The organism is Enterobacter cloacae complex sp. S2 (genome assembly GCF_015159675.1).
GTDB classification, from domain to species: Bacteria; Pseudomonadota; Gammaproteobacteria; order Enterobacterales; family Enterobacteriaceae; genus Enterobacter; species Enterobacter intestinihominis.
This window is the reverse complement of the sequence record NZ_JADDTS010000009.1, coordinates 168,564-193,369: the sequence shown is the minus strand read 5'-3', so window position 1 is coordinate 193,369 and position 24,806 is coordinate 168,564. Positions and strand designations below refer to the sequence as shown.

Below are 24,806 nucleotides of genomic sequence, written 5' to 3'. Positions count from 1 at the left end.
CCCCCTGACGATTTGCAGCTTGCCCCCCTCCTTCACGCCGCCCAGTCACGTTTCATCACGGTGATTGCCGGTATTACGCTCCAGCAACACGGCCAGCCCCAGAAAGGACTCGCGCTTTTCACCCCTAACCTGTCGACCATTCGGCGTTATCCGCAGGGCAACGGTGCGGGTGTTATTCCTGGCGATAAACGGTTAACCATCGTGGATAACCAGGCTGACGCCCCGGAACTGGACCCGGAGGCAACGCTGTTCACCAGCAGCCTGGCCGTGGGCGAGCATCGCTGGCGGCAATCCATCGGTTCGTTACAACGCTTCGCGCACAAGTACGCCATCGCGGTATTAATGGCGAACGCGCGCGGCGGTAGCGCGTTATGGGATGAAAAAGGTCAGCTGATCGTACGTGCCGATAAGGGAGAACTGCTGCTAACCGGTTCTTTAGGCCAACAGGGTTGGCAAGGCGATATCATTCCATTAGGCTAGGCATTTTTGGATCAGGAGCGATCAATGCTGCGCGTTATCGATACCGAAACCTGTGATTTGCAGGGTGGAATTGTGGAAGTCGCTTCTGTCGACGTGATTGACGGAAAGATAGTCAACCCCATGAGCCATCTGGTGCGCCCGGATCGTCCCATCAGTGCGCAGGCGATGGCGATACATCGCATTACGGAATCGATGGTGGCGGATAAGCCGTGGATTGAAGAGATCATCCCTCTTTACCACGGTAGCCAGTGGTATGTGGCCCATAACGCCAGCTTTGACCGCCGCGTGCTGCCGGAGATGCCCGGCGAATGGATTTGCACTATGAAGCTGGCGCGCCGTCTGTGGCCGGGGATCAAATACAGCAATATGGCGCTGTATAAGTCGCGTAAACTCAGCGTGCGGACGCCGGAAGGGCTGCATCATCACCGCGCTCTTTACGACTGCTACATCACCGCAGCGCTCCTGACTGATATCATGAATACTTCCGGCTGGACGCCAGACGATATGGCGACCATTACCGGGCGCCCCGCGCTGCTGACCACCTTTACGTTCGGAAAATATCGCGGGAAGCCAGTATCGGAAGTGGCGGACAAAGATCCGGGCTATCTGCGCTGGCTGTACAACAACCTCGACAGAATGAGCCCGGAACTGCGCCTGACGCTGAAGCATTATTTAGGCGAAGCCTGAGTCCCCGCCCGGCCTGGCAGCGTATCCTGCGCCAGGCCAATCAAAAAGGCGTACTCCAGCGCCACCCCTTCATAGGATTTAAATCGCCCTGATTTCCCTCCGTGCCCCGAGTCCATATCGGTACACAGCAGCAGCAAATTATCGTCAGTTTTCAGCTCACGCAACTTCGCCACCCATTTCGCGGGCTCCCAGTACTGTACCTGAGAATCGTGCAGGCCGGTGGTCACCAGCATATGCGGATAGGCTTTCGCCTCGACGTTATCGTACGGGCTGTACTCTTTCATGTAGCGATAATAGGTTTCATCCTGCGGGTTCCCCCACTCCTCAAACTCCCCGGTGGTCAGTGGAATGGACTCATCCAGCATGGTCGTCACCACGTCCACAAACGGCACCTGGGCGATAACCCCTTTAAACAGTTCAGGCCGCTGGTTGATCACGGCGCCCATTAGCATGCCCCCGGCGCTGCCTCCCATGCCAAAGCAGAGCTGCGGATCGCCATAACCCTGCGCGATCAGCGCATCGCAAACATCAAGGTAGTCATTAAAGGTATTTTTCTTTTTGAGAAATTTTCCGTCTTCATACCAGTGCTGACCCAGCTCGCCGCCGCCGCGAATATGGGCAATCGCATAAACAAAACCGCGGTCGAGCAGGCTCAGCCTGCTGCTGCTGAAATCGGCGTCCATGCTGGAGCCATAGGAGCCATAGCCATAGACGAGGATGGGGTTTTTACCTTTGTTGAAGTGCGCCTTGTGATAGACGAGCGACACTGGGACTTCAACGCCGTCGCGTGCGGTCACCCACAGGTGCTCACTGCGATAATTTTCCGACTCAAAACCCCGGACCTCAGCCTGTTTAATCACCTGACGCTGCCCGGTGTCCATATCCAGTTCAAACAACGTATCCGGGGTGGTCATCGACGAATAGCCGTACCGCAGGCGGGACGATTCCGGTTCCGGGTTAAAGCCGATCCACGTTACGTAAGCCGGGTCATCGAACGCAATGCCCACCACTTCGCGGGTTTTGCGGTTGATTTGGCGGATACTGGTCAGTCCGCGCTGACGCTCTTCCACCACCAGCCAGTCGGTAAACAGGGTGAACCCCTCCAGCATCACCTGATCGCGCGCGGGAATTAACACTTCCCATTTGCGTTCATCGCGCACTTTGGTTTTATAAAGGCCAAAGTTTTTGCCCTCGCGGTTCGAACGCAGGTAAAAGCTGTGCTGGAAGTGATCCAGGCTGTACTCATGATCTTTACGGCGCGGCAGGAAGCACAGAGGCTGCGCATCCGGCAGCTCTGCATCCAGCAGCAGCACTTCTGAGGTGGTGGCGCTGGAGAGGAAAATGATCACGTAGTGGCGAGACGACGTTTTGTGCAGGCTGACATAGAACGTCTCATCTTTTTCCTCATACACCAGTTCATCGTCGGCGGAATCGGTCCCCACCGTATGACGCCAGACCTGATAAGGCAGCAGCGTTGAGACATGCTTTTTAACGTAGTAGACCGTTTCTGAATCGTTACCCCAGACGAAATCGGGGGAGACATTATCCAGCATTTCGGGATACCAGTTTCCCGTTTCAAGATTGCGGAAACGCAAACCGTACTGGCGGCGGGAGAGGTAATCCTCAGCCAGCGCCATAATGGCGTTATCGGGGGAAATGGACATGCCGCCCAGCGTATAAAACTCACTGTGGGCAGCACGTTTGTTTGCATCCAGCAGGATCTCCCATTCATCCCACTCGGCGCTCAGCACAGACTGGCGCTGGTAGATGGGATATTCGTTTCCCGGCTCATAAATATGGCGATAGCGATAACCGTTTTTGCACCACGGGGCAGAGACATCACGCTGGGGGATACGCTGCACCATTTCCTTCAGAAGTTGATCCTGAAGCGCCTGCTGGCTGGCCATGACCTGGCGGCCATAGTCGTTTTCCTCGTGCAGATAGTCCAGCACCTCTGGCCGGGAACGAGAATCGTCCCGCAGCCAGTAGTAGTTATCGATACGCGTATCGCCATGCGTGGTGATCGCATAAGGAGTACGTCGGGCTTTTGGAGGCATGGCATTCTTACTTTTTCGTTTTACATCCTATAAGGTTGGCAAAACACGCGTATGATGCAAGCGAAACATGGCCTTCTAGCCCACGAGGGTCTGCTTCTGCTGCTGAATATCCTGCTCAATTCCCTCACGAACGTCCTGTGGGATCTTCAGCGCATCGCCCAGGGCGTTCAGGTAGCTGCGCTCCATAAAGTGATCGATATCGATGGCGGCACAGCTCAGAAAATAGAGTTCCAGCGCCTCTTCTTCGTTTTTCACGCTTTGCGCCAGACGCTGCGGGTCAAGCGGCTGTTCGATGGCCTGCGCCACCAGCGCCCTGCCCTGCTCCTCAACGCCCGCTTCCCGCATCTGCTGTTCAATTGCGGCACGTTCACTGGCATCAATATGCCCGTCGCTCTTGGCCGCAAAGACCAGGGCGAGGATCAACCGCTCGGTGCGTAAATCTAACGGCGATACCTGCTTCCCGTACTGCGGTTCGTCCTGATGCGCGCTGCGCACCTTGTCTTTGTATTTGTTCCATAAGACGGAGCCTGCAATAGCCCCTCCGCCCGCCAGCAGCGCGCCGGTACCGTATTTGGTAAGCAGTTTCCGCGATGATTTATTGGCAACCAGCAAACCGGCCAGCCCGCCGAGCGCACCCGGCACCAGCAGCTTGCTCAGACCCTGCTCGCCCGACGACGAGCCTTTTTGTCCCAACAGGGATTGCAGTTGATTCATCCAGCCTGACATATTTTTCCTCACGTAACAGTGCGTAACCTTCACAGCCTAAGCGAGCGGGTGTCAGGAAATGTCTGTCAGTGCTAAAGAAGCGCAAATTTCCCCCCTGTCCGGTTATCCCCATACAAGACAGACGCAAACGTTTTCGTTTATACTGCCCGCATCTTTTTCAGGGGGATTTTTATGACTCGTTTAGGAACCGCGCTGCGTCCCGCCGCGACGCGCGTCATGCTGTTGGGATCGGGTGAACTGGGTAAAGAAGTGGCCATTGAATGCCAGCGTTTGGGTGTGGAAGTGATTGCGGTGGACCGTTACGCGAATGCGCCCGCCATGCACGTCGCGCATCGCTCGCACGTCATCGATATGCTTGACGGTAATGCGCTGCGGGGGTTAATTGCCGACGAAAAACCGGATTTCGTAGTACCTGAAATTGAGGCCATTGCCACTGAGATGCTGGTTGCCCTTGAACAGGAAGGCCAGCGCGTGGTGCCCTGCGCCACTGCGGCAAAACTGACCATGAACCGGGAAGGCATTCGTCGCCTGGCGGCAGAAGAATTACAGCTCCCGACCTCCAGCTACCGTTTTGCCGGAGATAAAGCTGCGTTTCTCCAGGCCGTAGAGGAGATTGGCTACCCGTGCATCATTAAGCCGGTAATGAGCTCCTCCGGCAAAGGGCAGAGCTTTATCCGCGACAGCAGCACGCTGGACAACGCCTGGGACTATGCCCAGCAGGGTGGCCGTGCCGGGGCCGGGCGCGTCATCGTGGAAGGCGTGGTGAAGTTTGATTTTGAAATTACCCTGCTCACCGTCAGCGCCGTGGATGGCGTTTATTTCTGCGACCCGATTGGTCATCGCCAGGAAGACGGCGATTATCGCGAATCCTGGCAGCCGCAGCAGATGAGCGCGCTGGCGCTGGCACGCGCACAGGAGATCGCCCGCAAGACGGTGCTGGCGCTGGGCGGCTACGGCCTGTTCGGCGTGGAGTTGTTTGTTTGCGGCGACGAGGTGATCTTCAGCGAAGTCTCCCCTCGTCCGCACGATACCGGGATGGTTACGCTGATTTCACAGGATCTCTCCGAGTTCGCGCTGCACGTACGCGCTTTCCTCGGCCTGCCGGTTGGCGGCATCCGTCAGTACGGCCCGGCAGCCTCGGCGGTGATCCTGCCGCAGCTGACCAGCCAGAATGTCACCTTTGATAACGTCGAAGGTGCGGTTGGCGCAGGCTTGCAGGTCCGGCTGTTCGGCAAACCGGAGATCGACGGAAGCCGTCGTCTGGGCGTGGCATTAGCAACCGGAGAAAACGTGGACGAAGCCGTCGCGAGAGCGAAAATAGCGGCCACTGCGGTAAAAGTGACAGGGTAAATAACTAAAAGCTGGTCAACTAAGCGACCAGCCACATTACATGATTAACGTTGTTCCGTTTCTATCGCTTCCATTCGTATTCCATGTCCTCGTAGGCTTCATTCGTTTTCGAGATGAAAACAAAAATACCGAGGCCAATAAAAATAACGAAGGGAATGATGATGCTCGCAATCAGTTCCCAGATCGCTGGCGGATCGTTTTGCGCCAGGAAACTGATACGACAGGCAATGAGGGATAACACGCAGAATAAAGCCGCCATCCCCGCAGGATAAAGGGGATTACTCCAGTTACACCAGGTAAGTTTTTTTGGGATAGCTGTCTTCATGGAGGAAAGCGAAGTAATACAAAATTTGTTTTTGTCTGAATAAGCTGCCAGTTGCTCTCCCTGGGCATATTTTACCGCATCCGCCGCAAATGCCAGAGCCAGCCACCGATACCCGGCACTCTTTGCGCCCAGAGAGGCATCGATATCCAGCCGTTCCACCGTGAGCGCTTTTTTGTCCAGTGCCTGCATTAATGGATATTTTTCAATACGGGACAGCCCGGTATACCAGAGATTTTTCGGCGTAAGTACCGAACCCGTCTCAAGGAAGACCGCCATTTTGTCCTCTACATCGGTCACGTCAGACATAGGCTGATATAAATATACCGGTTTTTCGCCCTCCTCCCGGACATAATGACTGGTCAGCAGGAATGCACATGCATTTTCCATGCTCTTTGATTCGCCGCTTTCTTCATGTAAATCAACGATAACAATCAACCGGTTTTCAACTCTGTAATCAGATAAGTTCATCCATTGGCTAACGATCGCGTAGTCAGGACATTCTGTGCTGTACTCAATTTTACACGTGCTGGCCGTTTCAATACCCAACCGCTCCAGAGTGCGTCTCAGTTCATCAATGCAGGATCCACTCCCTCCGCGAACCCAGACAACGGTTTCAAAAATACGGTAGTTATAGCCCTTCAATTTTTCTGCCATCGGATCCAGTAAGCGGTAAAACATCTGTTCATTCCTGGTCTGGTCGAAGCGATCTTCCAGTTGAATGTTAACCGGCGTTTTCGGTGCCAGCGGAAATTCGCCTTCCAGCTTCAACATATTCAGCGCGGGTTGCTCCAGGGGGGTGATTGCAGACCATGCTGCGATAGCCATATTTTTTCGCGCATACGCCTTTAAATTAATCTCCTCCTCTTTTGCTATGAATTTTCGGGTTTCAGCATAATGAATGTTGGCGTCATGAAATATGAAACTTGTAAAAACTAACAACGACACAACACAGATGGGCAGAATAACTGAAGGCACAAAAAACAGAGCCGTAACGTGTTCCTGTTCAGGCCAGGTGAGAGCCCGGATCGCGAGGCCCATTGCGACGGCTATCACATAGAGGAAAACAATCATGACGACTGGCACAGTGGAATCCGGGTCTGGCTGTTTTTTGTATAACCACCACGCGCGCATTACGAAGCTCCCGCCACAGGTAAGGTACTTTTGATTTCGCATCCACACGCCGCGCGACAGCCATCTACCACAACCCCACGGCCATGCATGGTCCAGGTTGGGTGACATTCAGTGATTGGGAACGTCCCTTTATGGAGCGGACACTGCACAAGATCATCTTTTAAGGCCACGGGCTGTCCCATAAAGTCTGCCCCAGAGGCCTTAGTGACTTTTCCTCCGCTTATCAGCGGATCGTTTAACCTAATGACGCCTTTCATCGCTTTATCTCCCTATTTTCCCGCATCCATGTTGCATTGCATGTGCTTCCAGCCGGTATAGCCTTTCACGTCGGGTACGCTGTCGGGTAAATCTTGCCAGTTAGCCTTAAGTTGCTGCGTGCTGCCCTCGAGCCCCTGCTTAGTCATGTAGACCATTCCCCACGCCCAGCCAGGGGAACGGGGGTCCAGCTTCCCGCTTACTTTATTTCCCATTCCGTCATCCACGGTATAGGCAATCCCCGGCCCACCGGGCAGAATGCGCGGGTCTTCAAATGGCTTTGATGACATATACAGTCGGTGTTTGGTTAGTAAAAAGCCCTGATCGTTGACGACGGTGAAAGAAATAATATCCTCATACGGCGCGTAGTCATCACCATTGGGTTCATTATGATTTGGTGAAAACGCTACAGAGCGCCACGTTTTCCCATAGTCCTTAGATACTATGAATCCACTCACTCCCCATCCCGTCAGTGCAATATATCGCTCTGATGGATGAATAAATTTACGGGTAAAGAGTCGATAAAACTGACTAACGGGTTCGGTGTGAATGCCTCGTTTAGTATCCGTGTACCAGAGTTCGCCTTCACAATCCCACCCTTTCAGTTCGAGATAACGATGATCATCGAATCGATAAACTACCTGCGTCGGCGGTTCTTTCGCCAGGCATCCGGTCACAAGCAAAACAGCAAAGGTCGTCAGGCCGATAAAAAATATCTTCATGCTCTATCCTTAAGCCAATTGACTATCACTCATGGGCTTTGGCATATCCCATTGCAAATTTGCTACATCCTGATTTCTGATGGACAGTTCGCGTGACGGCATGGCTGGCGAGGCATTATTAAAGTGGTTTTCCACACCGTACTCCCCTTTTGGAAGCACCTCATCAGGCCTATTCATAAACCATTTCGTACGCTGTTCATCTAGCATTCCTGTACGGTAATATTCTTTAGCGGCAGGATAACCGTTCTGTGGATCGCGCCAGTCCGCACGATGTAACAACCCTTCCCAAAATTTCCCCGCCTGATAATCGAATGATTTGCACTGCCCAATAGCCAAATCAAACGCCATAGCGTGCGATGGTGCAAATTCGCTCATCACAATAGAGGAGTGCTGGCTGTAACCTACCGGGTCAATTTTCTGCCATTCCGCTTGCAGTTCTTCCGGTGTTTTCTTCCAGGTAAGGGTGACTAACTGAAAATCACGCGAACCTGACACCTCACCATAAATAACCTCATGCTTGCGTTCAAAACTCTCTTCTTTAAGCTCTGAAGCAGATAAAACGTGACCAGGCTGCCAGCCAATATTTTGATAGCGGTTCACAGCAAAGGTTGTCGTTACCGTGCGCTTAATGGCGCTGGCTTTGGCGGAATAGGAAATGTAGGCGTCCGGGCTGTCCGGATCGACATAATAGGTATACGGTTTATCACTGGTTTTAGGATCGTTATCCGGGTGATTATCCTCCCCCTGGAGTTTGAAAATAAAAGGTTCCGGTAACTCCTCACCGTTTATTACCACATCGCGAGCGCTGTAACTGGCGTTCGTGAGAAAGGCATATTTTGCATCCCCCTCATTTCGCGGCGGTAACTTAAAGGGGTTAGCGTCAGGGATGTTTCCTACTTCACCATGCTGGTAAAACACGCGCTGAAACAGATTAGGTATATCACTGGCAATATTCTGAGGAATGCCCCGCCAGCCAAACCCCTGCACATTCTCCAGCGACACGACGCCATCGTTCGGGCAAAAGTAGTTATACACTTTACCGTCGTTGCTTCGGCAATATCTGTCATCCGTTCGCAGCGGATTATCGGAAGGTTTACGCAGGGTACAGGAGGCCTCAAGAGCCAGCAATTCGCTCTCGGCCATTTTCCCGCCACCTTTCCATTGCGTATGCATCAGGCGACAGAAATTTTTAAATGTCTGCTGTCTGGCATCGTCGGTCTGTTGATAACCCGGCTGAATATTTTCAGCCTCGCGCGACTCAAGAGAATATGGTGAGTGATTAAGAATCACACAATTCACCGGATCGTATCCGGCCTGTTTCACCAGCATATTTGCCAGCATAGTAATAATCGTGCCCTGACTGTGAGCGACGATATTGATAACATCGTTTTGCGTTACTAACGGCTGACGAATCTGAATAATCAAATCCGCCAGCCGTTGAGCGGCAAAAAACTGGTAAATGCGGTGCGGGTTTTCATAAATGGGATGGGTAAAATCGCCATCATTGAAGTGCAGCGAGGCAAATCCCGCAGCGGCAACGCCGAAGCCACCGGCGCCGGGCCCCAGCATATCCGGAATCGTCGTCGTCGCGTTGGCAAAGGTCCCGCCCCCCTTGGCAAAACTCATATCAAGTGCATTTTTAAAGTTATCGTTCTGGTACTGAAACGGCCCTTTTCTGTCATTACCCAGCGACTTTTTATTCGTCTCGTTATCTTCCTGGTACGCATCATAGGGAAGATGCGCTTTGTCACTCAGCTTCCCGATTTCCTCCCGGTAGCGCTTCTGGTCCGCCCGGTAATCATCATGCGTAACCGGTTTATATCCCCAGTAAAAAGGGATGATGGGAGAACGCCCGGGAGTGATAATTCTGTAGTCTTTCCATTCGTGGGCGTAAAAATCCTGCCGGTTAAGTCGCTTACCCAGCCCGACTAGTATTCCTTTCTCCTGATTCTGGTAGGCTTCCCCCACGTCGTTCACGCCATGGACGAGGATCACAATGCAGGGCATCGGGCGCGGTATCCCGACGTTGCGCGTCTGGGCGACTTCGCCCAGGGTTTTGTGTACCGGAATATCGCCTTCTGATACCACCCGTGGAGCGTAGGGTTTTGCCTTCGCCTCCGTCATTCCATTATCTCCATTTTATAGCTGTCGAGGTCGTCAGCATCGAGCAGGGGTGAACGACCGCAGCTGTCCGTCACGCCTTCCACCACCTGTCCGGATGCACTGGTCAGCCTGAATTTTTTGTTTGCCAGAATTTGCTCCGGATCATCGCCAGCGTGCAGTTTGTAGCGAAGTTTAAAGGCGCCTTTCTCAAAGGATGGCGTCGGTACCGACACACTTTCCGGACCGTCGTATTTCAGGCTCGGCGCTTTGAGCTCAATTCCCGTCGGCGAAAAAATGGTGACCAGTCCGGTCGGGCTGATACGGATCCCGCCGCCCCCGCAGACAAACTGCATTCCCTTTCTGGCACTGCCGTTCATTTTCCCGGTGGTACTCGTCAGCGTGAAATCCTGCTGCGACAGCATGTGCATTTCGCCCCGCTGCGCCTGCGTCGTAATATCCCCCGCACCGGCAATCATCTGGATGCCGAGTTTGCGGGCAAACAGCGACAGTTTTTCCCCTACGGCAAGCGAGAATTTTTTCACCACATTCACGCTGGCATTCCCGCCTGCTGTGGCAATCAGGTCTTTCCCGGCGGACAGTTGCAGGCTGTCCGGCGTAACCTGCGCAATTCCATTTTTTCCATATGCCACAATACCGGGCTCCGCGAGATGACTCAGCGTCTGGCTAAGCGCATTTTGCCGATCGGTTTCCACATTACTCGCGCCTGCCGTAAGCGCACTTTGCTGTAGGGTCATCGCCAGCGACAACGCCTTTTCAAGTTGTGCAATAGCCGCTGTCATATCCAGTTGCTTACCTCCCGCGCGGGGCTGTGCTTCCGTGGTGATCATCACGCCTTTGGCAGCACGCAGCGCCATCCAGTCGTCGGTGCGAACCTCCACACCTTCCCCGCGCTTTTTGCCTTCAGCATCAACCAGGTGGCCCATACTCACTTGCCCTTTGCCGTACTCGGTAGAGATTTTGATGTGTTCCTGCCCGCGACGATCTTCAAGACGGATCTTGTTCAACGCGGCTGTGCGGATCACGTTTCGGGTATCGTTACGGTTTGTGACTAAATCCGGGTGGCTGCCGTCATGCATGACATGGGCGATAAAAGGTCTGTCCGGGTCGCCGCCTTCAAAACCAACGGCAACTTCAGTCCCCTCCAGCAACGGAAAGTGAATACCAAAAGTGTCACCGGCGTACGGTCTGCCGAGGCGTACCAGGGCGCTTTCAAATCCGACCCGTTTTTCATCAAGGTCAAAATCGAACTTAACCCTGTAGCGCCCAACCGCATCAAGTCCGGCATAGGTTTTATCTCCCCCAATAGCCTTCACTCTGGCAGGCACCGTTCCAGCTATCACCGGCCGGGATAAGTATTCAGGACGGAAGCTATAGCCTTGGATATAGGGGATCCCAGAAAGTACGGCGCGATAGTGTTCAGCACGGCTGCCGCGGATAGTCATCACAGTTATCACTAACCCGGACTTAAACCCGTCCGGTATAGGCCCTGAGGGATAAAACATAATGCCCGGCTGAAGCTCGGGATCGCTGGTTGTCGCCCCCAGAACACTCTGTCCGTTCAACAGGCGTTCATAACGCAGCCGGGCGTAAAATGCGGCGGTTTCCGCCTCTTCACCGTAAAAATCACCCGCAGCCAGATAGTGATCGGCATAGTGATAGTGTTGGCCTGTCGTTACACCTTCGGGAATATCGCTCGTTTTAACGGTGTTATCCGTCTGCGGCGATTGCGGGTCACGGTAGTTATAGGTGCGAACCAACACATTTTTTGGGATCAGGCCGTGCTGCTCCTCCAGATCGGTAATGTATTCGTTATAACAGGTCATGCCTGAATGTCGGACATAAGGCATCTGTTTGTCGCTGAAGTTGTAACGACGCGCAGAATCCCCAAAAATAACGACAGTTTCTGTTTTTACTTTATTGTGATTCTCAAATCGGAACCAGATCCCTATCTCTGCCAGCAGCCGACGGATGAACCGCAAATCGGTTTCTTTCCACTGAACGATCATTTCCCGTCGTGGATAACTGTGGCTCAGTTGGTCAAAATCAATGTTGTAGCCGTCAAAGTGACCACTGTCCTTCATCAGCTTTGTAACGAGCTCCGGGACTGTCATGTTCATGTACACCGCAGAACGGTAGTTTTGATCCAGCAGCGCCAGCTCATGCTCCAGCACGCATTCATAAAGGGCTTCATCACCAGAAGAGATCAGCCGGGAAAATTGGGTGATCGTGCCATTAATCTGGCGCACCGGCAGCCAGGAGGTTTGCCCATGCCATGAAGCTTCCAAATTGGGTGCACGCAGAATAAACTCAACCCGCTGATTAATAACGGCATTAATGGCAATGTTTTGATCCGGACTGGTAAAGCGAATGGTATAGCGATAAGGCTCGCTTAATATCTCTTTTCCTGTAAAAGAATGAACATCAGAAATAACATTATTGCTACGCGGGAAATACAATAAGTACCGATTTAACGTATCCTGCCGTAGAGCCACCTCGGATTTCCCTGTCATAGTTAGATATTCCCTTAACAAACAATATGTTTATTAAAAACAATACACCTATAGCCCTGCCATTAAAACATCCAACTTCACGATAAATTAATTCGTTAAAATAATATCATTCATAAAATAAATAAAAATGCAGCGAGTAATTTCGATACGAATAAATCCAAAACTGAATAATTCATCATATATAGAAGGCACAGGTAATTTACTTACGATGAGTGATAAGAACCTTGCGAACCGGGAGAACTATTTTTGGTGGGGGCGAACAAATGGTTTGCAGTTAAGGCAGAACCACGGTATCGGGGAAAAAATAACACATAGTAGCTGGTCACATAAAGTGACCAGCATCAGGCCATACGACCCGTTTTTCTCACTGAGAATCGCTTACTGTTTCGCGCCTTCTACCGCTTCGCGAGCCAGTTTAGTGATGCGATCCCAGTCGCCTGCTTCCAGCGCATCCGCCGGAACCAGCCAGGAGCCGCCGATGCACAGCACGCTTTTCAGCGCCAGGTAGTCGCGGTAGTTGGCCGGAGAGATGCCGCCCGTTGGGCAGAAACGCACCTGGGAGAATGGGCCCGCAATGGCCTGCAACGCTTTGGTGCCGCCGTTCGCTTCAGCCGGGAAGAATTTGAACTCTTTCAGGCCGTAGTCCATGCCCAGCATCAGTTCAGAAACGGTGCTGATACCCGGGATCAGCGGAATAGAACCTTCGGTTGCGGCTTTAAGCAGGGGCTCAGTCAGCCCCGGGCTGATGGCAAACTGTGCGCCCGCTTCGGTCACTTCCGCCAGTTGCTGCGCATTCAGAACCGTACCGGCACCAATGATCGCTTCCGGCACTTCTTTGGCGATAGCACGGATCGCATCCATCGCACAGGCGGTACGCAGGGTCACTTCCAGAACGCGAACGCCACCCGCAACCAGCGCCTTCGCCATTGGGACAGCGTGCTCCAGTTTGTTTACCACAATAACCGGCACGACAGGGCCAGTGGTCAGGATTGCTTCTGCACTTGTTTTCCAGTTTTTCATCAGAGTTTTCTCTCGCCAGATCGTTAAAATCAAGTCGTCTTAAAACGTAATACAGGTTGCGCCCTGCTCCGCACCGGAGAGTTTCTCACGCAACGCACCAAACATTTCGCGTCCGGTACCCACGCGTGACGCGCTCAGGTCAGGAATATGTGGCTGACGCGCCGCCAGCTCTGCTTCATCCACCAGCAGGGTTAACTCGCCTGTCTGACCGTTAACGCGGATCATGTCACCATCACGCACTTTCGCCAGCAGGCCGCCGTCGTAGGCTTCCGGGGTGACATGAATCGCTGAAGGCACTTTACCGGATGCCCCTGAAAGGCGTCCATCGGTTACCAGTGCAATTTTGAAACGGCGGTCCAATAATACACCAAGCGGCGGCATAAGTTTATGTAATTCTGGCATCCCGTTCGCTTTTGGTCCCTGATGACGCACCACGACCACACAGTCTTTATCAAGCAGACCCGCGTCAAAGGCAGGTAAAACGTCGTGCTGGCTTTCAAACACCACCGCCGGGGCCTCAATAACCTGATTCTCTTCCGGCACGGCGGAGGTTTTCATCACGGCACGCCCAAGGTTACCGCTCAGAACTTTGGTGCCGCCGTGAGGAGAGAACGGCTGTTCGAAGGTTGCGATAACCTGAGGATCGAGCGAGTCGCTCGCCCCTTCGCGCCAGTCCAGCTCACCGTTGTTCAGCCAGGGTTCAAGGGTATAGCGATGCAGGCCAAAGCCCGCCACCGTGTTGACATCCTCATGCAGCAGGCAGCCTTTCAGCAGCTCGCGCATCAGCACCGGCACGCCGCCCGCGGCCTGGAAGTGGTTGATGTCCGCCGGACCGTTCGGGTACAGACGGGCCATCAGTGGTACCACGGAGGAGATATCGGAGAAGTCATCCCAGTTGATCAGAATGCCCGCCGCGCGCGCCATCGCGACAAGGTGCATGGTATGGTTGGTTGAACCGCCGGTCGCCAGCAGGGCGACAATCCCGTTTACGATGACTTTTTCATCCACCATTTTGCCCATTGGCATCCACTCGTTGCCGTTACCGGTCAGGCGCGTCACCTGACGGGCTGCGGCTTCGGTCAGCGCTTTACGCAGTGGCGCATCCGGCTGGATGAACGACGAGCCCGGCAGCTGCATACCCATAAACTCCACCACCATCTGGTTGGTGTTGGCCGTACCGTAGAACGTACAGGTGCCCGGCGCATGATAGGACGCGGCTTCCGCTTCCAGCAGTGCCTGACGGTCCGCTTTTCCTTCGGCATACAGCTGGCGGATACGGACTTTTTCCTTGTTTGGCAGACCGCTAGCCATCGGGCCTGACGGCACAAAAATCGCTGGCAGATGGCCAAACGACAGCGCGGCCATCACCAGCCCCGGGACGATTTTGTCGCACACGCCCAGATAGAGCGCGCCATCAAACATGTTGTGAGAGAGGCCCACTGCCGCCGACATGGCGATCACTTCGCGGCTCAGCAAGGACAGCTCCATACCGTCCTGGCCCTGGGTTACGCCATCACACATGGCCGGCACGCCGCCTGCAACCTGGCCCACCGCGTTCACGCTGTGCAGCGCATTGCGGATGATAGCCGGGTAGGCCTCATACGGCTGGTGGGCTGAAAGCATGTCGTTATAGGAGGTAATTATGGCGATATTGTTACGCAACATGCTTTTCAGCGCGTCTTTATCACCAGGCTGGCAGGCCGCAAAGCCGTGGGCCAGATTCCCGCAGGCCAGCTGAGAGCGATGGACAGTTTCACTCTTCGCCTGTTCGATGCGGGCAAGGTAGGCAGTACGGGTCTCTTTCGAGCGCTCAACAATGCGCTGTGTTACGCGTAACAATGTCGGATTCATAAAAGCTCCTCTAATTTATCTGTCCAGGCTCGGGAGTTTACACAGTTTCTGACGGTTGTTAACAACGCTGAAACGCCTGATATCCGGAGCACAGGGGCAAAATGTCTGAAGGGAGTGTAATAAAAAAAGCTCCGCGGGTGAATCCACGCGAAGCTTAAAAGATAAAAATTATGCCACTTGCTGTGTTAGATCATGTTACCGGTAAAATAACACCTTTGGGCTAGAGACGGGGTTATTCGAACTCGTTCCAGGAGCGGCCATCACGGGTGATCATCGCAACGGAGGCGACAGGTCCCCAGGTTCCCGCCTGATACGGTTTTGGCGCGTCCTGATCGGCTGCCCACGCTTCAGTGATAGAGTCGACCCACTTCCACGCCTCTTCCACTTCATCGCGGCGGACGAACAGCGCCTGGATACCACGCATGGTTTCCAGCAGCAGACGCTCGTAAGCATCGGCGAGATGCGTCTGGTTGAAGGTTTCAGAGTAGCTCAGGTCCAGCTTGGTAGTTTGCAGGTTGTGTTTGTGATCAAGGCCTGGCACTTTGTTGAGGATCTGAATATCCACACCCTCGTCCGGTTGCAGACGGATGGTCAGTTTGTTCTGCGGCAGTTCCTGCCAGGATTCTTTGAACAGGTTCAGTTCCGGATTCTTGAAGTAGACCACCACTTCGGAGCATTTTGCCGGCAGACGTTTACCGGTACGCAGGTAGAACGGCACACCGGCCCAGCGCCAGTCGTCGATATCCACGCGGATCGCCACAAACGTCTCGGTGTTGCTGGACTTGTTCGCGCCCTCTTCTTCCAGATAGCCAGGAACTTTTTTCCCCTGGGCAAAACCTGCGGTGTACTGGCCGCGCACGGTTTTCTCGCGCACGTTGGAGCGGTCAATACGGCGCAGTGATTTCAGAACTTTCACTTTGGCGTCACGAATGCTGTCGGCCGTCAGATCTGACGGTGGAGACATGGCAATCATGCACAGAATTTGCAGCAGGTGGTTCTGGATCATGTCCCGCATCTGGCCGGCCTGGTCGAAGTAGCCCCAACGGCCTTCGATGCCCACCTCTTCCGCCACGGTAATTTCCACGTGGTCGATAGTGCGGTTGTCCCAGTTGTTCACAAACAGGGAGTTGGCAAAACGCAGCGCCAGCAGGTTCAGTACCGTCTCTTTGCCCAGATAGTGGTCAATACGGTAAACCTGACACTCCTCAAAGAACTCGCCCACCTGGTCGTTGATTTCACGCGAGGTCGCCAGCGACGTACCCAGCGGTTTCTCCATCACCACGCGCGCCGGTTTGGCGTTCAGCTTCGCCTCGCCCAGACCTTTGCAGATGGCGCCGAAGGTGCTTGGCGGCATGGCGAAATAGTTAATTGTGACACGATTTTCCTGGTCAAGCATTTCACCCAGACGGGTAAAGGCGCCTACATCGTTGACGTCCAGGTTGCAGAAATCGAGACGCCCGCTCAGCTTATCCCAAAGGCTTTCATCGATTTTCTCTTTCATGAACGTTTCGAGCGCCTCGCGCACGACTTTGGTATAAGCCTCCTTATCCCAGTCTGCGCGTCCTACCCCAAGGATTCGGGTGTCGGGATGGATCTGGCCCGCTTTTTCGAGCTGATACAGGGAAGGCAGCAATTTTCGGCGTGCAAGATCGCCTTTCGCGCCGAAAATGACCAGGTCACATGCCTGGGCTGTTTGCGTTACCGCCATGTCATTCTCCTCAGTTAGATCGCCTGGTACTCTGCCAGGTATCGTTGTAATTTTATTACAATGCACTGTACTGCTTTTACGCGTTTCCTGAAACCATTAGCGCTTAACGTCGCGTGCGATACGGTAATTTTTCGTCACCCGGGCCATAACGCCCGTCTGATGACGCAACAAACGTCGATTCTTTGCGCAACAGGGTCAGAGCAAAACCCGACGTCGATCAAGTAATGAAAAAAAACAACAACATTTCTTGTCGACGATTACCCTTTCGGGAGTCCCGGGGGTAATATCGGCTAAATCGAATCAAGATTTCATCTCTTTATGAAATCGTTTATGCCCTCATGAGCGTCTTGTTAACAATGAACATGCTGGAAAAAATCCAGTTTCAACTGGAACACCTTAGCAAATCCGAGCGCAAAGTGGCTGAAGTTATTCTCGCCGCGCCCGCTCAGGCGATTCATTCAAGCATCGCCGCTCTGGCACAGGAATCGGGCGTCAGCGAACCGACGGTCAATCGATTCTGTCGTAGTCTGGACACGCGCGGCTTTCCTGATTTTAAACTGCATCTGGCCCAAAGTCTGGCAAACGGCACCCCGTATGTTAATCGCAATGTAGATGAAGACGACAGCGTTGATGCTTACACCGCAAAAATATTTGAATCGGCTATGGCCACGCTCGACCACGTTCGCCAGTCTCTGGACATGAGTTCAGTGAATCGCGCGGTCGATCTTCTCACGCAGGCCAAACGGATTGCCTTCTTTGGCCTTGGCTCGTCCGCCGCCGTGGCGCATGACGCCATGAATAAGTTCTTTCGCTTTAACGTGCCGGTGATTTACTCCGATGACATTGTGCTGCAACGCATGAGCTGTATGAATTGTAGTGAAGATGATGTCGTGGTACTCATCTCCCATACGGGCCGCACCAAGAGCCAGGTGGAGCTGGCGCAGCTCGCGCGTGACAACGATGCGATGGTCATCGCCCTGACGACGGCAGGTACGCCGCTGGCCAGGGAAGCGACGCTCGCTATTACCCTGGACGTACCGGAGGACACCGACATGTACATGCCGATGGTCTCCCGCCTGGCGCAGTTGACGGTCATCGACGTGCTGGCGACCGGTTTTACCTTACGCCGGGGCGCAAAATTCCGGGATAACTTGAAGCGGGTCAAGGAAGCCCTGAAAGAATCGCGTTTTGATAAAGAATTGCTTATAAAGAGCGATGTTCCCTAATAACTACGATGTACGATTTACGGCATTCGGTCCCCTCGCTACTGCCTTGCGATAGATGAAGGCCGATTCTATGTTCACGCAACACCAAAGTTGTTTCAGTCAACGGAGTATTACATGTCCAGAAGGCTTCGCAGAACCAAGATCGTCACCACCTTAGGCCCGGCCACCGACCGCGATAATAACCTCGAAAAGATTATCGCCGCGGGTGCCAACGTGGTGCGCATGAACTTCTCTCACGGTACGCCAGAAGACCATAAATTACGTGCCGACAAAGTGCGTGAAATCGCAGCTAAACTGGGCCGCCATGTTGCTATCCTCGGTGACCTGCAAGGTCCAAAAATCCGCGTATCGACCTTTAAAGAAGGCAAAGTCTTCCTCAACATCGGCGATAAATTCCTGCTGGATGCCAACCTGAGCAAAGGCGAAGGCGATAAGGAAAAAGTGGGTATCGACTACAAAGGTCTGCCTGCTGACGTTGTGCCTGGCGACATCCTGCTGCTGGACGACGGACGCGTACAGCTGAAAGTGCTGGAAGTTCAGGGTATGAAGGTATTCACCGAAGTGACCGTCGGCGGCCCGCTCTCCAACAACAAAGGCATCAACAAACTCGGCGGTGGCCTGTCTGCCGAAGCGCTGACCGATAAAGACAAAGCGGATATCGTGACCGCAGCGCAGATCGGCGTGGATTACCTGGCTGTCTCCTTCCCGCGCTGCGGCGAAGATCTGAACTATGCTCGCCGCCTGGCGCGCGATGCAGGCTGCGATGCGAAAATCGTTGCGAAAGTGGAACGCGCTGAAGCGGTCTGCGATCAGGACGCGATGGACGACGTGATCCTGGCGTCTGACGTGGTGATGGTTGCCCGTGGTGACCTGGGCGTGGAAATTGGCGACCCTGAACTGGTCGGTATCCAGAAAGCGCTGATCCGTCGCGCGCGTCAGCTGAACCGCGCGGTGATCACCGCCACCCAGATGATGGAATCCATGATCACCAACCCAATGCCAACCCGTGCGGAAGTCATGGACGTGGCGAACGCCGTGCTGGATGGTACCGATGCGGTGATGCTGTCAGCGGAAACCGCGGCAGGTCAGTATCCGGCAGAAACCGTGGCCGCCATGGCGCGCGTGTGCCTGGGTGCAGAGAAGATCCCAAGCATTAACGTCTCTAAACACCGTCTGGACATTCAGTTCGACAACGTGGAAGAAGCGATTGCGATGTCCGCGATGTACGCAGCCAACCACCTGAAAGGGGTCACGGCGATCATCACCATGACCGAATCTGGCCGTACCGCGCTAATGACGTCCCGTATCAGCTCCGGTCTGCCGATCTTCGCCATGTCCCGTCACGAGCGTACGCTGAACCTGACGGCGCTGTATCGCGGCGTGACGCCAGTATACTTCGACAGCACCAACGACGGCGTGGCCGCCGCGCACGATGCCGTGAACCTGCTGCGCGACAAAGGTTATCTGGTATCCGGTGATATCGTTATCGTGACGCAGGGTGACGTGATGAGCACCATCGGCTCAACCAATACCACCCGCGTACTGACCGTAGAGTAAGCTCCGATCCCCTCTCCCCTAAGGGGAGAGGGGTGAAGGTTTCCTATTTCTTCGGGAAAAGCTCTTTACGCTTGTACGGCTCTGTTTCGCCAGGTTTGCGCGTTTTGAGCAGCTTCAGGATCCACGTATATTGCTCCTTATGCGGCCCCACCAGCACCTCCACCTCTTCATTCATGCGACGTGCGATGGTGTGATCGTCTGCGGTCAGCAGATCGTCCATCGGCGGACGTACCTCAATGCTCAGGCGATGCGTTTTACCGTCATAAACCGGGAACAGTGGGATCACGCGGGCGCGGCAGACTTTCATCAGGCGACCAATCGCGGGTAGCGTGGCTTTATAGGTTGCGAAGAAATCGACAAACTCGCTGTGTTCCGGGCCGTGGTCCTGATCGGGCAGATAGTAGCCCCAGTAACCCTGACGTACCGACTGAATGAAAGGCTTAATGCCATCGTTTCGGGCGTGCAAACGCCCGCCAAAGCGACGGCGCACGGTATTCCAGACGAAGTCGTAGATTTTGTTTCCCTGATTATGGAACATCGCCGCCATTTTCTGGCCCTGCGACGCCATTAACATCGCCGGAATGTCTACCCCCCAGCCGTGCGGCACCAGGAAAATCACCTTTTCATCATTGCGACGCATCTCGTCGATGATCTCCAGCCCTTTCCAGTCAACGCGTTCGACGATCTTCTCCGGCCCTTTCAGCGCCAGTTCCGCCATCATCGCCATGGCCTGGGGCGCGGTGGTATACATGTCATCAATGATTGCTTCGCGTTCGGCGTCGCTTTTATCCGGAAAACAGTACAACAGATTTATTTGCGCGCGGCGGCGTGCGCTTTTACCTAAGCGCCCTGCCAGGCGCCCCACTTTGCCGAGCACCGGATCGCGGAGGGAAGCAGGTAGCAACGCCATGCCAGCAAACGCGTATACGCCAAGCCAGGCGCCCCAGTTACGCGGGTGGCGGAAAGATTTTTCAAACTCGGGAATGTACTCAATATTGTTTTTTTTGGTTTCCATGCGGGTTCCAGGGTCTGGTGACGCAAAAATATATTCGGATAGTGTAGCGAGGCTGCCGCCCGCGCACAAAAGAAAAAGCCGGCGCATACTGACGCCGGCTTTTTAAATCAGGAGAGCTTAGTCGAAGCGCAGCTGCGGCATCACCTCTTTCACCTGCGCCAGGTAATCTTTGCGATCTTTGCCGGTCAGCCCTTCGGTACGCGGCAGTTTTGCCGTCAGCGGGTTAACCGCCTGCTGGTTGATCCACACTTCGTAGTGCAGGTGCGGACCCGTCGACCGGCCGGTGTTACCGGACAACGCGATGCGATCGCCACGTTTCACTTTCTGGCCCGGTTTGACCAGCAGTTTACGCAGGTGCATGTAGCGGGTGGTGTACGTACGACCGTGACGAATAGCAACGTAGTAGCCAGCAGCACCGCTGCGTTTCGCCATGACCACTTCACCATCCCCTACCGCCAGCACTGGCGTGCCCTGCGGCATGGCGAAGTCAACGCCACGGTGCGGCGCTACGCGGCCAGTTACCGGGTTCAGACGACGCGGGTTGAAGTTGGAGGAGACGCGGAACTGTTTCGCCGTTGGAAAACGCAGGAAGCCTTTTGCCAGACCCGTACCGCTGCGGTCATAGAACTTACCGTCTTCCGCGCGAATAGCGTAGTAGTCTTTGCCGTCTGAACGCAGACGAACACCCACCAGCTGGCTCTGCTCGCGCTTACCATCCAGCATTTCGCGGGACATCAGGACAGAGAACTGATCGCCTTTTTTCAGTTTGCGGAAATCCATCTGCCACTGCATGGCTTTGATCACCGAGCTGATTTCAGCGCTGGTCAGGCCGGCATCGCGTGCGCTGGAAACAAAGCTGCCGCCGACGGTCCCTTTCATGACGCTGTTAACCCAGTCGCCCTGCTGCAATTCGCTGGTCATTTTGAAACCGTTTGCAGTGCGATCGTAGGTGCGGGTTTCGCGACGGGACATCTCCCAGGTCAGACGTTGCAGATCGCCGTCGGGCGTTAGGGTCCAGGAAAGCTGCTGACCAATTTTCAGGTTACGCAGCTCTTTATCGGATGCGGCGAGCTGGCTGATGTTGCCCATGTCGATACCGTACTGGTTCAGGACGCTGCTCAGCGTATCGCCAGTAGAAACAACATATTCATGAATGCCGGCTTCATTCTGGATCTTGTCATCCAGCTCATCCTGGGGAATCGCTTCATCTTCCTGAGCGGCCTGATCGATAGGCTCGCTGGCCTCAGGCAGCAGAGAGCGGATCTCGCTCTTCTCCAGTTCGATGGTTTTAATGATTGGGGCGGAACTCGGGTGGTAAACATAGGGCCGCCAGACGGCGACCGCTAATGTGAGAACTGTAAGCGACCCCAGCATAACGCGGTGGGGTCGAGGCAGATTGTTAAATGCCAGGGCGACAGAGCGGGCTATCTGTTGCACGTATTCACTTCCTCGTTAATCTCCTTTCAGGCAGCTCGCATACTGATTCGCCAGTTGGCTGAGGAACTGCGAATAGCTCGCTTTGCTCAACTGGATGTTCGTACCTAGCGGGTCAAGGGTTCCCATGCGCACGGATGTTCCCCTGGCCACGGCTTCTACGACCGCTGGCCTGAACTGTGGCTCAGCAAAAACGCATGTCGCTTTTTGCTCAACCAACTGTGTTCTGATTTCATGTAAACGCTGCGCACCAGGCTGAATTTCAGGGTTGACGGTAAAATGCCCCAGCGGGGTCAGACCGTAATGTTTCTCGTAATACCCGTAGGCATCATGAAAAACGAAGTACCCTTTTCCTTTAAGCGGTGCGAGCTCGTTACCCACCTGTTTGTCGGTTGCGGCTAATTGAGCCTCAAAATCCTTCAGGTTGGCGTCGAGTTTGATTCGACTTTGCGGCATAAGTTCCACTAATTTGTCGTGGATTGCAACCGCTGTAAGCCGCGCTATCTCTGGGGAGAGCCAGAGATGCATGTTGTATTCGCCGTGATGGTGATGGTCGTCACCTTTTTCACCGTGAGCATGGTCGTGGTCGTGTTCGTCACCCTCGTCCTCAGCTCCTTTCATGAGTAACGGTTTCACGCCGGACAGCCCGGCAATCGTCACCTGTTTCTCAGCGGGAAGCTGACTGGCTGACTTCTGCATGAACGCTTCCATCTCAGGACCAATCCAGACCACTAAGTCCGCGTTCTGTAAGCGTTTTACATCAGATGGACGCAGGGAATAATCATGCTCGGAAGCACCATCAGGCAGCAGAACCTGGGTCTCAGTGACCCCATCCGCGATGGCAGAGGCGATAAATCCAAGCGGTTTAAGCGAAGCGACAACGGCGGCGTTAACATCTTGTGCTGTTGTACCCCAAAGAGCAGCGGATAAAGCTGCGAAAAGAAGCGTATTTTTCTGTAACATAATGCGACTAATCATCGTAATGAATGCGTGGAATGTGATATTATAACATTCGATGACTTCTGCAAGCTTAAATTGACATGACGACTTTAGTTTCTCTTGAAAATGTTTCGGTCTCATTCGGCCAGCGCCGCGTCCTTTCTGACGTGTCGCTGAATCTGAAGCCCGGCAAGATACTCACGCTGCTCGGCCCTAACGGTGCAGGCAAGTCGACGCTGGTACGCGTCGTATTAGGCCTGGTAGCCCCTGATGCAGGTGTTATCGTCCGCCAAGACAAGTTGCGTATCGGCTATGTGCCGCAAAAATTACACCTCGATGCCACCCTGCCCCTGACGGTGAGCCGCTTCCTGCGCCTTCGTCCCGGTACGCGTAAAGCGGATATCCTCCCGGCGCTGAAACGCGTTCAGGCGGGACATCTTGTTGAGGCGCCCTTGCAAAAGCTGTCGGGCGGTGAAACCCAGCGCGTATTACTTGCCCGCGCCCTGCTCAGCAGCCCTCAGCTGCTGGTCCTGGACGAGCCGACGCAGGGTGTTGACGTCAACGGTCAGGTTGCGCTGTACGATCTGATTGACCAGCTCCGTCGGGAGCTAAACTGCGCGGTGCTGATGGTGTCCCATGATCTGCATCTGGTGATGGCCAAAACCGACGAAGTGCTGTGCCTGAACCATCACATTTGTTGTTCCGGCACGCCGGAAGTGGTGTCAATGCATCCGGAATTTATCTCTATGTTTGGCCATCGTGGCGCCGAGCAGCTGGGCATCTATCGTCATAATCACAATCACCGCCATGATTTACAGGGACGAATCGTCCTGCGTCGGGGAAATGGACACTCATGATTGAACTGTTACTGCCCGGCTGGCTGGCCGGGATTATGCTTGCCTGCGCCGCGGGTCCACTCGGCTCGTTTGTCGTCTGGCGCAGAATGTCCTATTTCGGCGATACGCTGGCCCATGCTTCATTGCTGGGTGTGGCGTTTGGTTTGTTACTGGACGTGAACCCGTTTTATGCGGTGATTGTCGTCACGCTGCTGCTGGCTGCCGGTCTGGTCTGGCTGGAAAAACGCCCTCATCTGGCAATTGATACCCTGCTCGGCATTATGGCGCACAGCGCCCTGTCGCTGGGCCTGGTGGTAGTGAGCCTGATGTCAAACATCCGCGTGGACCTGATGGCCTATCTGTTCGGCGATCTGCTGGCCGTCACGCCCGAAGATCTGATATCTATTGCCATTGGCGTGGCAGTGGTGCTCGGGATCCTGCTGTGGCAGTGGCGAAATTTACTGGCTATGACCGTCAGTCCGGATCTGGCCTTTGTCGATGGCGTGAAGCTTCAGCGCGTGAAGCTGCTGTTGATGCTGGTGACGGCGTTAACCATCGGCGTGGCGATGAAGTTTGTCGGCGCGCTGATCATCACGTCGCTGCTGATAATCCCTGCCGCCACGGCGCGCCGTTTTGCGCGTACGCCGGAGCAAATGGCCGGTATCGCGGTGATTATCGGAATGATTGCGGTGACGGGCGGGTTAACCTTCTCGGCGTTTTATGACACGCCAGCGGGGCCGTCGGTGGTACTGTGCGCGGCGGTGTTGTTTATTTTCAGTATGATGAAAAAGACCGCGCAGTAGTCAGCATGTCCCCGGTGGCGCTTCGCTTACCGGGGCTACAATTTATCGCT

20 protein-coding genes are annotated in these 24,806 nt (G+C 54.2%); 7 read left to right on the top strand and 13 right to left on the bottom strand.

The window, feature by feature from the left end:
* Both IPZ49_RS06490 and exoX read left to right on the top strand, forming a co-directional pair.
* A partial coding sequence (locus IPZ49_RS06490; protein WP_150326013.1) for a carbon-nitrogen hydrolase family protein occupies positions 1-480 on the top strand: 480 nt, incomplete at its 5' end.
* A 24-nt stretch (positions 481-504) separates the two neighbouring features.
* Positions 505-1,167, top strand: a complete 663-nt coding sequence (gene exoX / locus IPZ49_RS06485; RefSeq protein ID WP_063932737.1) for an exodeoxyribonuclease X — start codon at positions 505-507, stop codon at positions 1,165-1,167.
* On the opposite strand, the gene ptrB is transcribed toward exoX, so the two are convergent.
* Together ptrB and IPZ49_RS06475 are read right to left on the bottom strand one after the other, a co-directional pair.
* Positions 1,149-3,224, bottom strand: a complete 2,076-nt coding sequence (gene ptrB / locus IPZ49_RS06480; protein WP_017693247.1) for an oligopeptidase B — start codon at positions 3,222-3,224, stop codon at positions 1,149-1,151. The two genes, exoX and ptrB, sit on opposite strands and share 19 nt — an antisense overlap.
* A gap of 75 nt (positions 3,225-3,299) precedes the next feature.
* A complete protein-coding gene (locus IPZ49_RS06475) occupies positions 3,300-3,950 on the bottom strand; it encodes a tellurite resistance TerB family protein (RefSeq protein ID WP_015570286.1) in 651 nt (216 codons plus the stop codon).
* A 171-nt stretch (positions 3,951-4,121) separates the two neighbouring features.
* Here IPZ49_RS06475 and purT point away from each other — a divergent pair, with 171 nt between their 5' ends.
* A complete protein-coding gene (purT, locus tag IPZ49_RS06470; protein ID WP_045897905.1) occupies positions 4,122-5,300 on the top strand; it encodes a formate-dependent phosphoribosylglycinamide formyltransferase in 1,179 nt (392 codons plus the stop codon).
* Positions 5,301-5,361: 61 nt separating this feature from the next.
* On the opposite strand, the gene IPZ49_RS06465 is transcribed toward purT, so the two are convergent.
* The 8 genes from IPZ49_RS06465 to zwf all read right to left on the bottom strand — a co-directional run bounded on the left by IPZ49_RS06465 (position 5,362) and on the right by zwf (position 16,946).
* Positions 5,362-6,756, bottom strand: coding sequence for a hypothetical protein (locus IPZ49_RS06465; protein WP_227754063.1), 1,395 nt, complete (start codon positions 6,754-6,756; stop codon positions 5,362-5,364).
* The gene (locus IPZ49_RS06460) at positions 6,756-7,013 is read right to left on the bottom strand and encodes a PAAR domain-containing protein (RefSeq protein WP_022648473.1); all 258 of its coding nucleotides are present in this window, start codon (positions 7,011-7,013) and stop codon (positions 6,756-6,758) included. Before IPZ49_RS06460 ends, IPZ49_RS06465 begins: the two co-directional genes overlap by 1 nt.
* Positions 7,014-7,025: 12 nt before the next feature.
* Positions 7,026-7,733, bottom strand: coding sequence for a hypothetical protein (locus tag IPZ49_RS06455; RefSeq protein WP_058688593.1), 708 nt, complete (start codon positions 7,731-7,733; stop codon positions 7,026-7,028).
* A 9-nt stretch (positions 7,734-7,742) separates the two neighbouring features.
* Positions 7,743-9,857 (bottom strand): DUF3274 domain-containing protein, encoded by a 2,115-nt coding sequence (locus IPZ49_RS06450; protein ID WP_058688592.1) that lies wholly within the window; start codon positions 9,855-9,857, stop codon positions 7,743-7,745.
* Positions 9,854-12,367 (bottom strand): type VI secretion system tip protein VgrG, encoded by a 2,514-nt coding sequence (locus tag IPZ49_RS06445; protein ID WP_063932736.1) that lies wholly within the window; start codon positions 12,365-12,367, stop codon positions 9,854-9,856. Before IPZ49_RS06445 ends, IPZ49_RS06450 begins: the two co-directional genes overlap by 4 nt.
* Positions 12,368-12,745: 378 nt before the next feature.
* Positions 12,746-13,387 carry a bifunctional 4-hydroxy-2-oxoglutarate aldolase/2-dehydro-3-deoxy-phosphogluconate aldolase gene (kdgA, locus tag IPZ49_RS06440; protein ID WP_003859774.1) on the bottom strand — a complete coding sequence of 214 codons (642 nt, stop codon included), beginning with the start codon at positions 13,385-13,387 and terminating at the stop codon, positions 12,746-12,748.
* 39 nt (positions 13,388-13,426) lie between these two features.
* On the bottom strand, positions 13,427-15,238 hold the full coding sequence (gene edd, locus IPZ49_RS06435) for a phosphogluconate dehydratase (protein WP_063932735.1): 1,812 nt from the start codon (positions 15,236-15,238) through the stop codon (positions 13,427-13,429).
* Between the two features lie 232 nt (positions 15,239-15,470).
* Positions 15,471-16,946, bottom strand: coding sequence for a glucose-6-phosphate dehydrogenase (gene zwf / locus IPZ49_RS06430; protein WP_003859771.1), 1,476 nt, complete (start codon positions 16,944-16,946; stop codon positions 15,471-15,473).
* A gap of 356 nt (positions 16,947-17,302) precedes the next feature.
* On the opposite strand from zwf, the gene IPZ49_RS06425 reads away from it, so the two are divergent.
* Together IPZ49_RS06425 and pyk are read left to right on the top strand one after the other, a co-directional pair.
* Entirely contained in the window at positions 17,303-18,172 is an 870-nt protein-coding gene (locus IPZ49_RS06425) for a MurR/RpiR family transcriptional regulator (RefSeq protein ID WP_003859769.1), read from the top strand.
* 114 nt (positions 18,173-18,286) lie between these two features.
* Positions 18,287-19,729: a pyruvate kinase gene (gene pyk / locus IPZ49_RS06420; protein WP_003859767.1), complete on the top strand. Its 1,443-nt coding sequence runs from the start codon at positions 18,287-18,289 to the stop codon at positions 19,727-19,729.
* A 43-nt stretch (positions 19,730-19,772) separates the two neighbouring features.
* Here pyk and lpxM read toward each other — a convergent pair whose 3' ends face one another.
* From lpxM to znuA, 3 genes are all read right to left on the bottom strand, one after another.
* On the bottom strand, positions 19,773-20,744 hold the full coding sequence (gene lpxM, locus IPZ49_RS06415) for a lauroyl-Kdo(2)-lipid IV(A) myristoyltransferase (RefSeq protein ID WP_015570283.1): 972 nt from the start codon (positions 20,742-20,744) through the stop codon (positions 19,773-19,775).
* A 117-nt stretch (positions 20,745-20,861) separates the two neighbouring features.
* Entirely contained in the window at positions 20,862-22,181 is a 1,320-nt protein-coding gene (gene mepM, locus IPZ49_RS06410) for a murein DD-endopeptidase MepM (protein WP_003859762.1), read from the bottom strand.
* A 15-nt stretch (positions 22,182-22,196) separates the two neighbouring features.
* Positions 22,197-23,141: a zinc ABC transporter substrate-binding protein ZnuA gene (znuA, locus tag IPZ49_RS06405; protein WP_032103662.1), complete on the bottom strand. Its 945-nt coding sequence runs from the start codon at positions 23,139-23,141 to the stop codon at positions 22,197-22,199.
* A 77-nt stretch (positions 23,142-23,218) separates the two neighbouring features.
* Between znuA and znuC the strand changes: the two genes are divergently transcribed.
* A complete protein-coding gene (gene znuC / locus IPZ49_RS06400) occupies positions 23,219-23,974 on the top strand; it encodes a zinc ABC transporter ATP-binding protein ZnuC (protein ID WP_017384350.1) in 756 nt (251 codons plus the stop codon).
* Positions 23,971-24,756, top strand: coding sequence for a zinc ABC transporter permease subunit ZnuB (znuB, locus tag IPZ49_RS06395; RefSeq protein WP_015570280.1), 786 nt, complete (start codon positions 23,971-23,973; stop codon positions 24,754-24,756). The genes znuC and znuB overlap by 4 nt, the downstream gene beginning before the upstream one ends.
* The last annotated feature ends 50 nt before the right edge of the window (positions 24,757-24,806 follow it).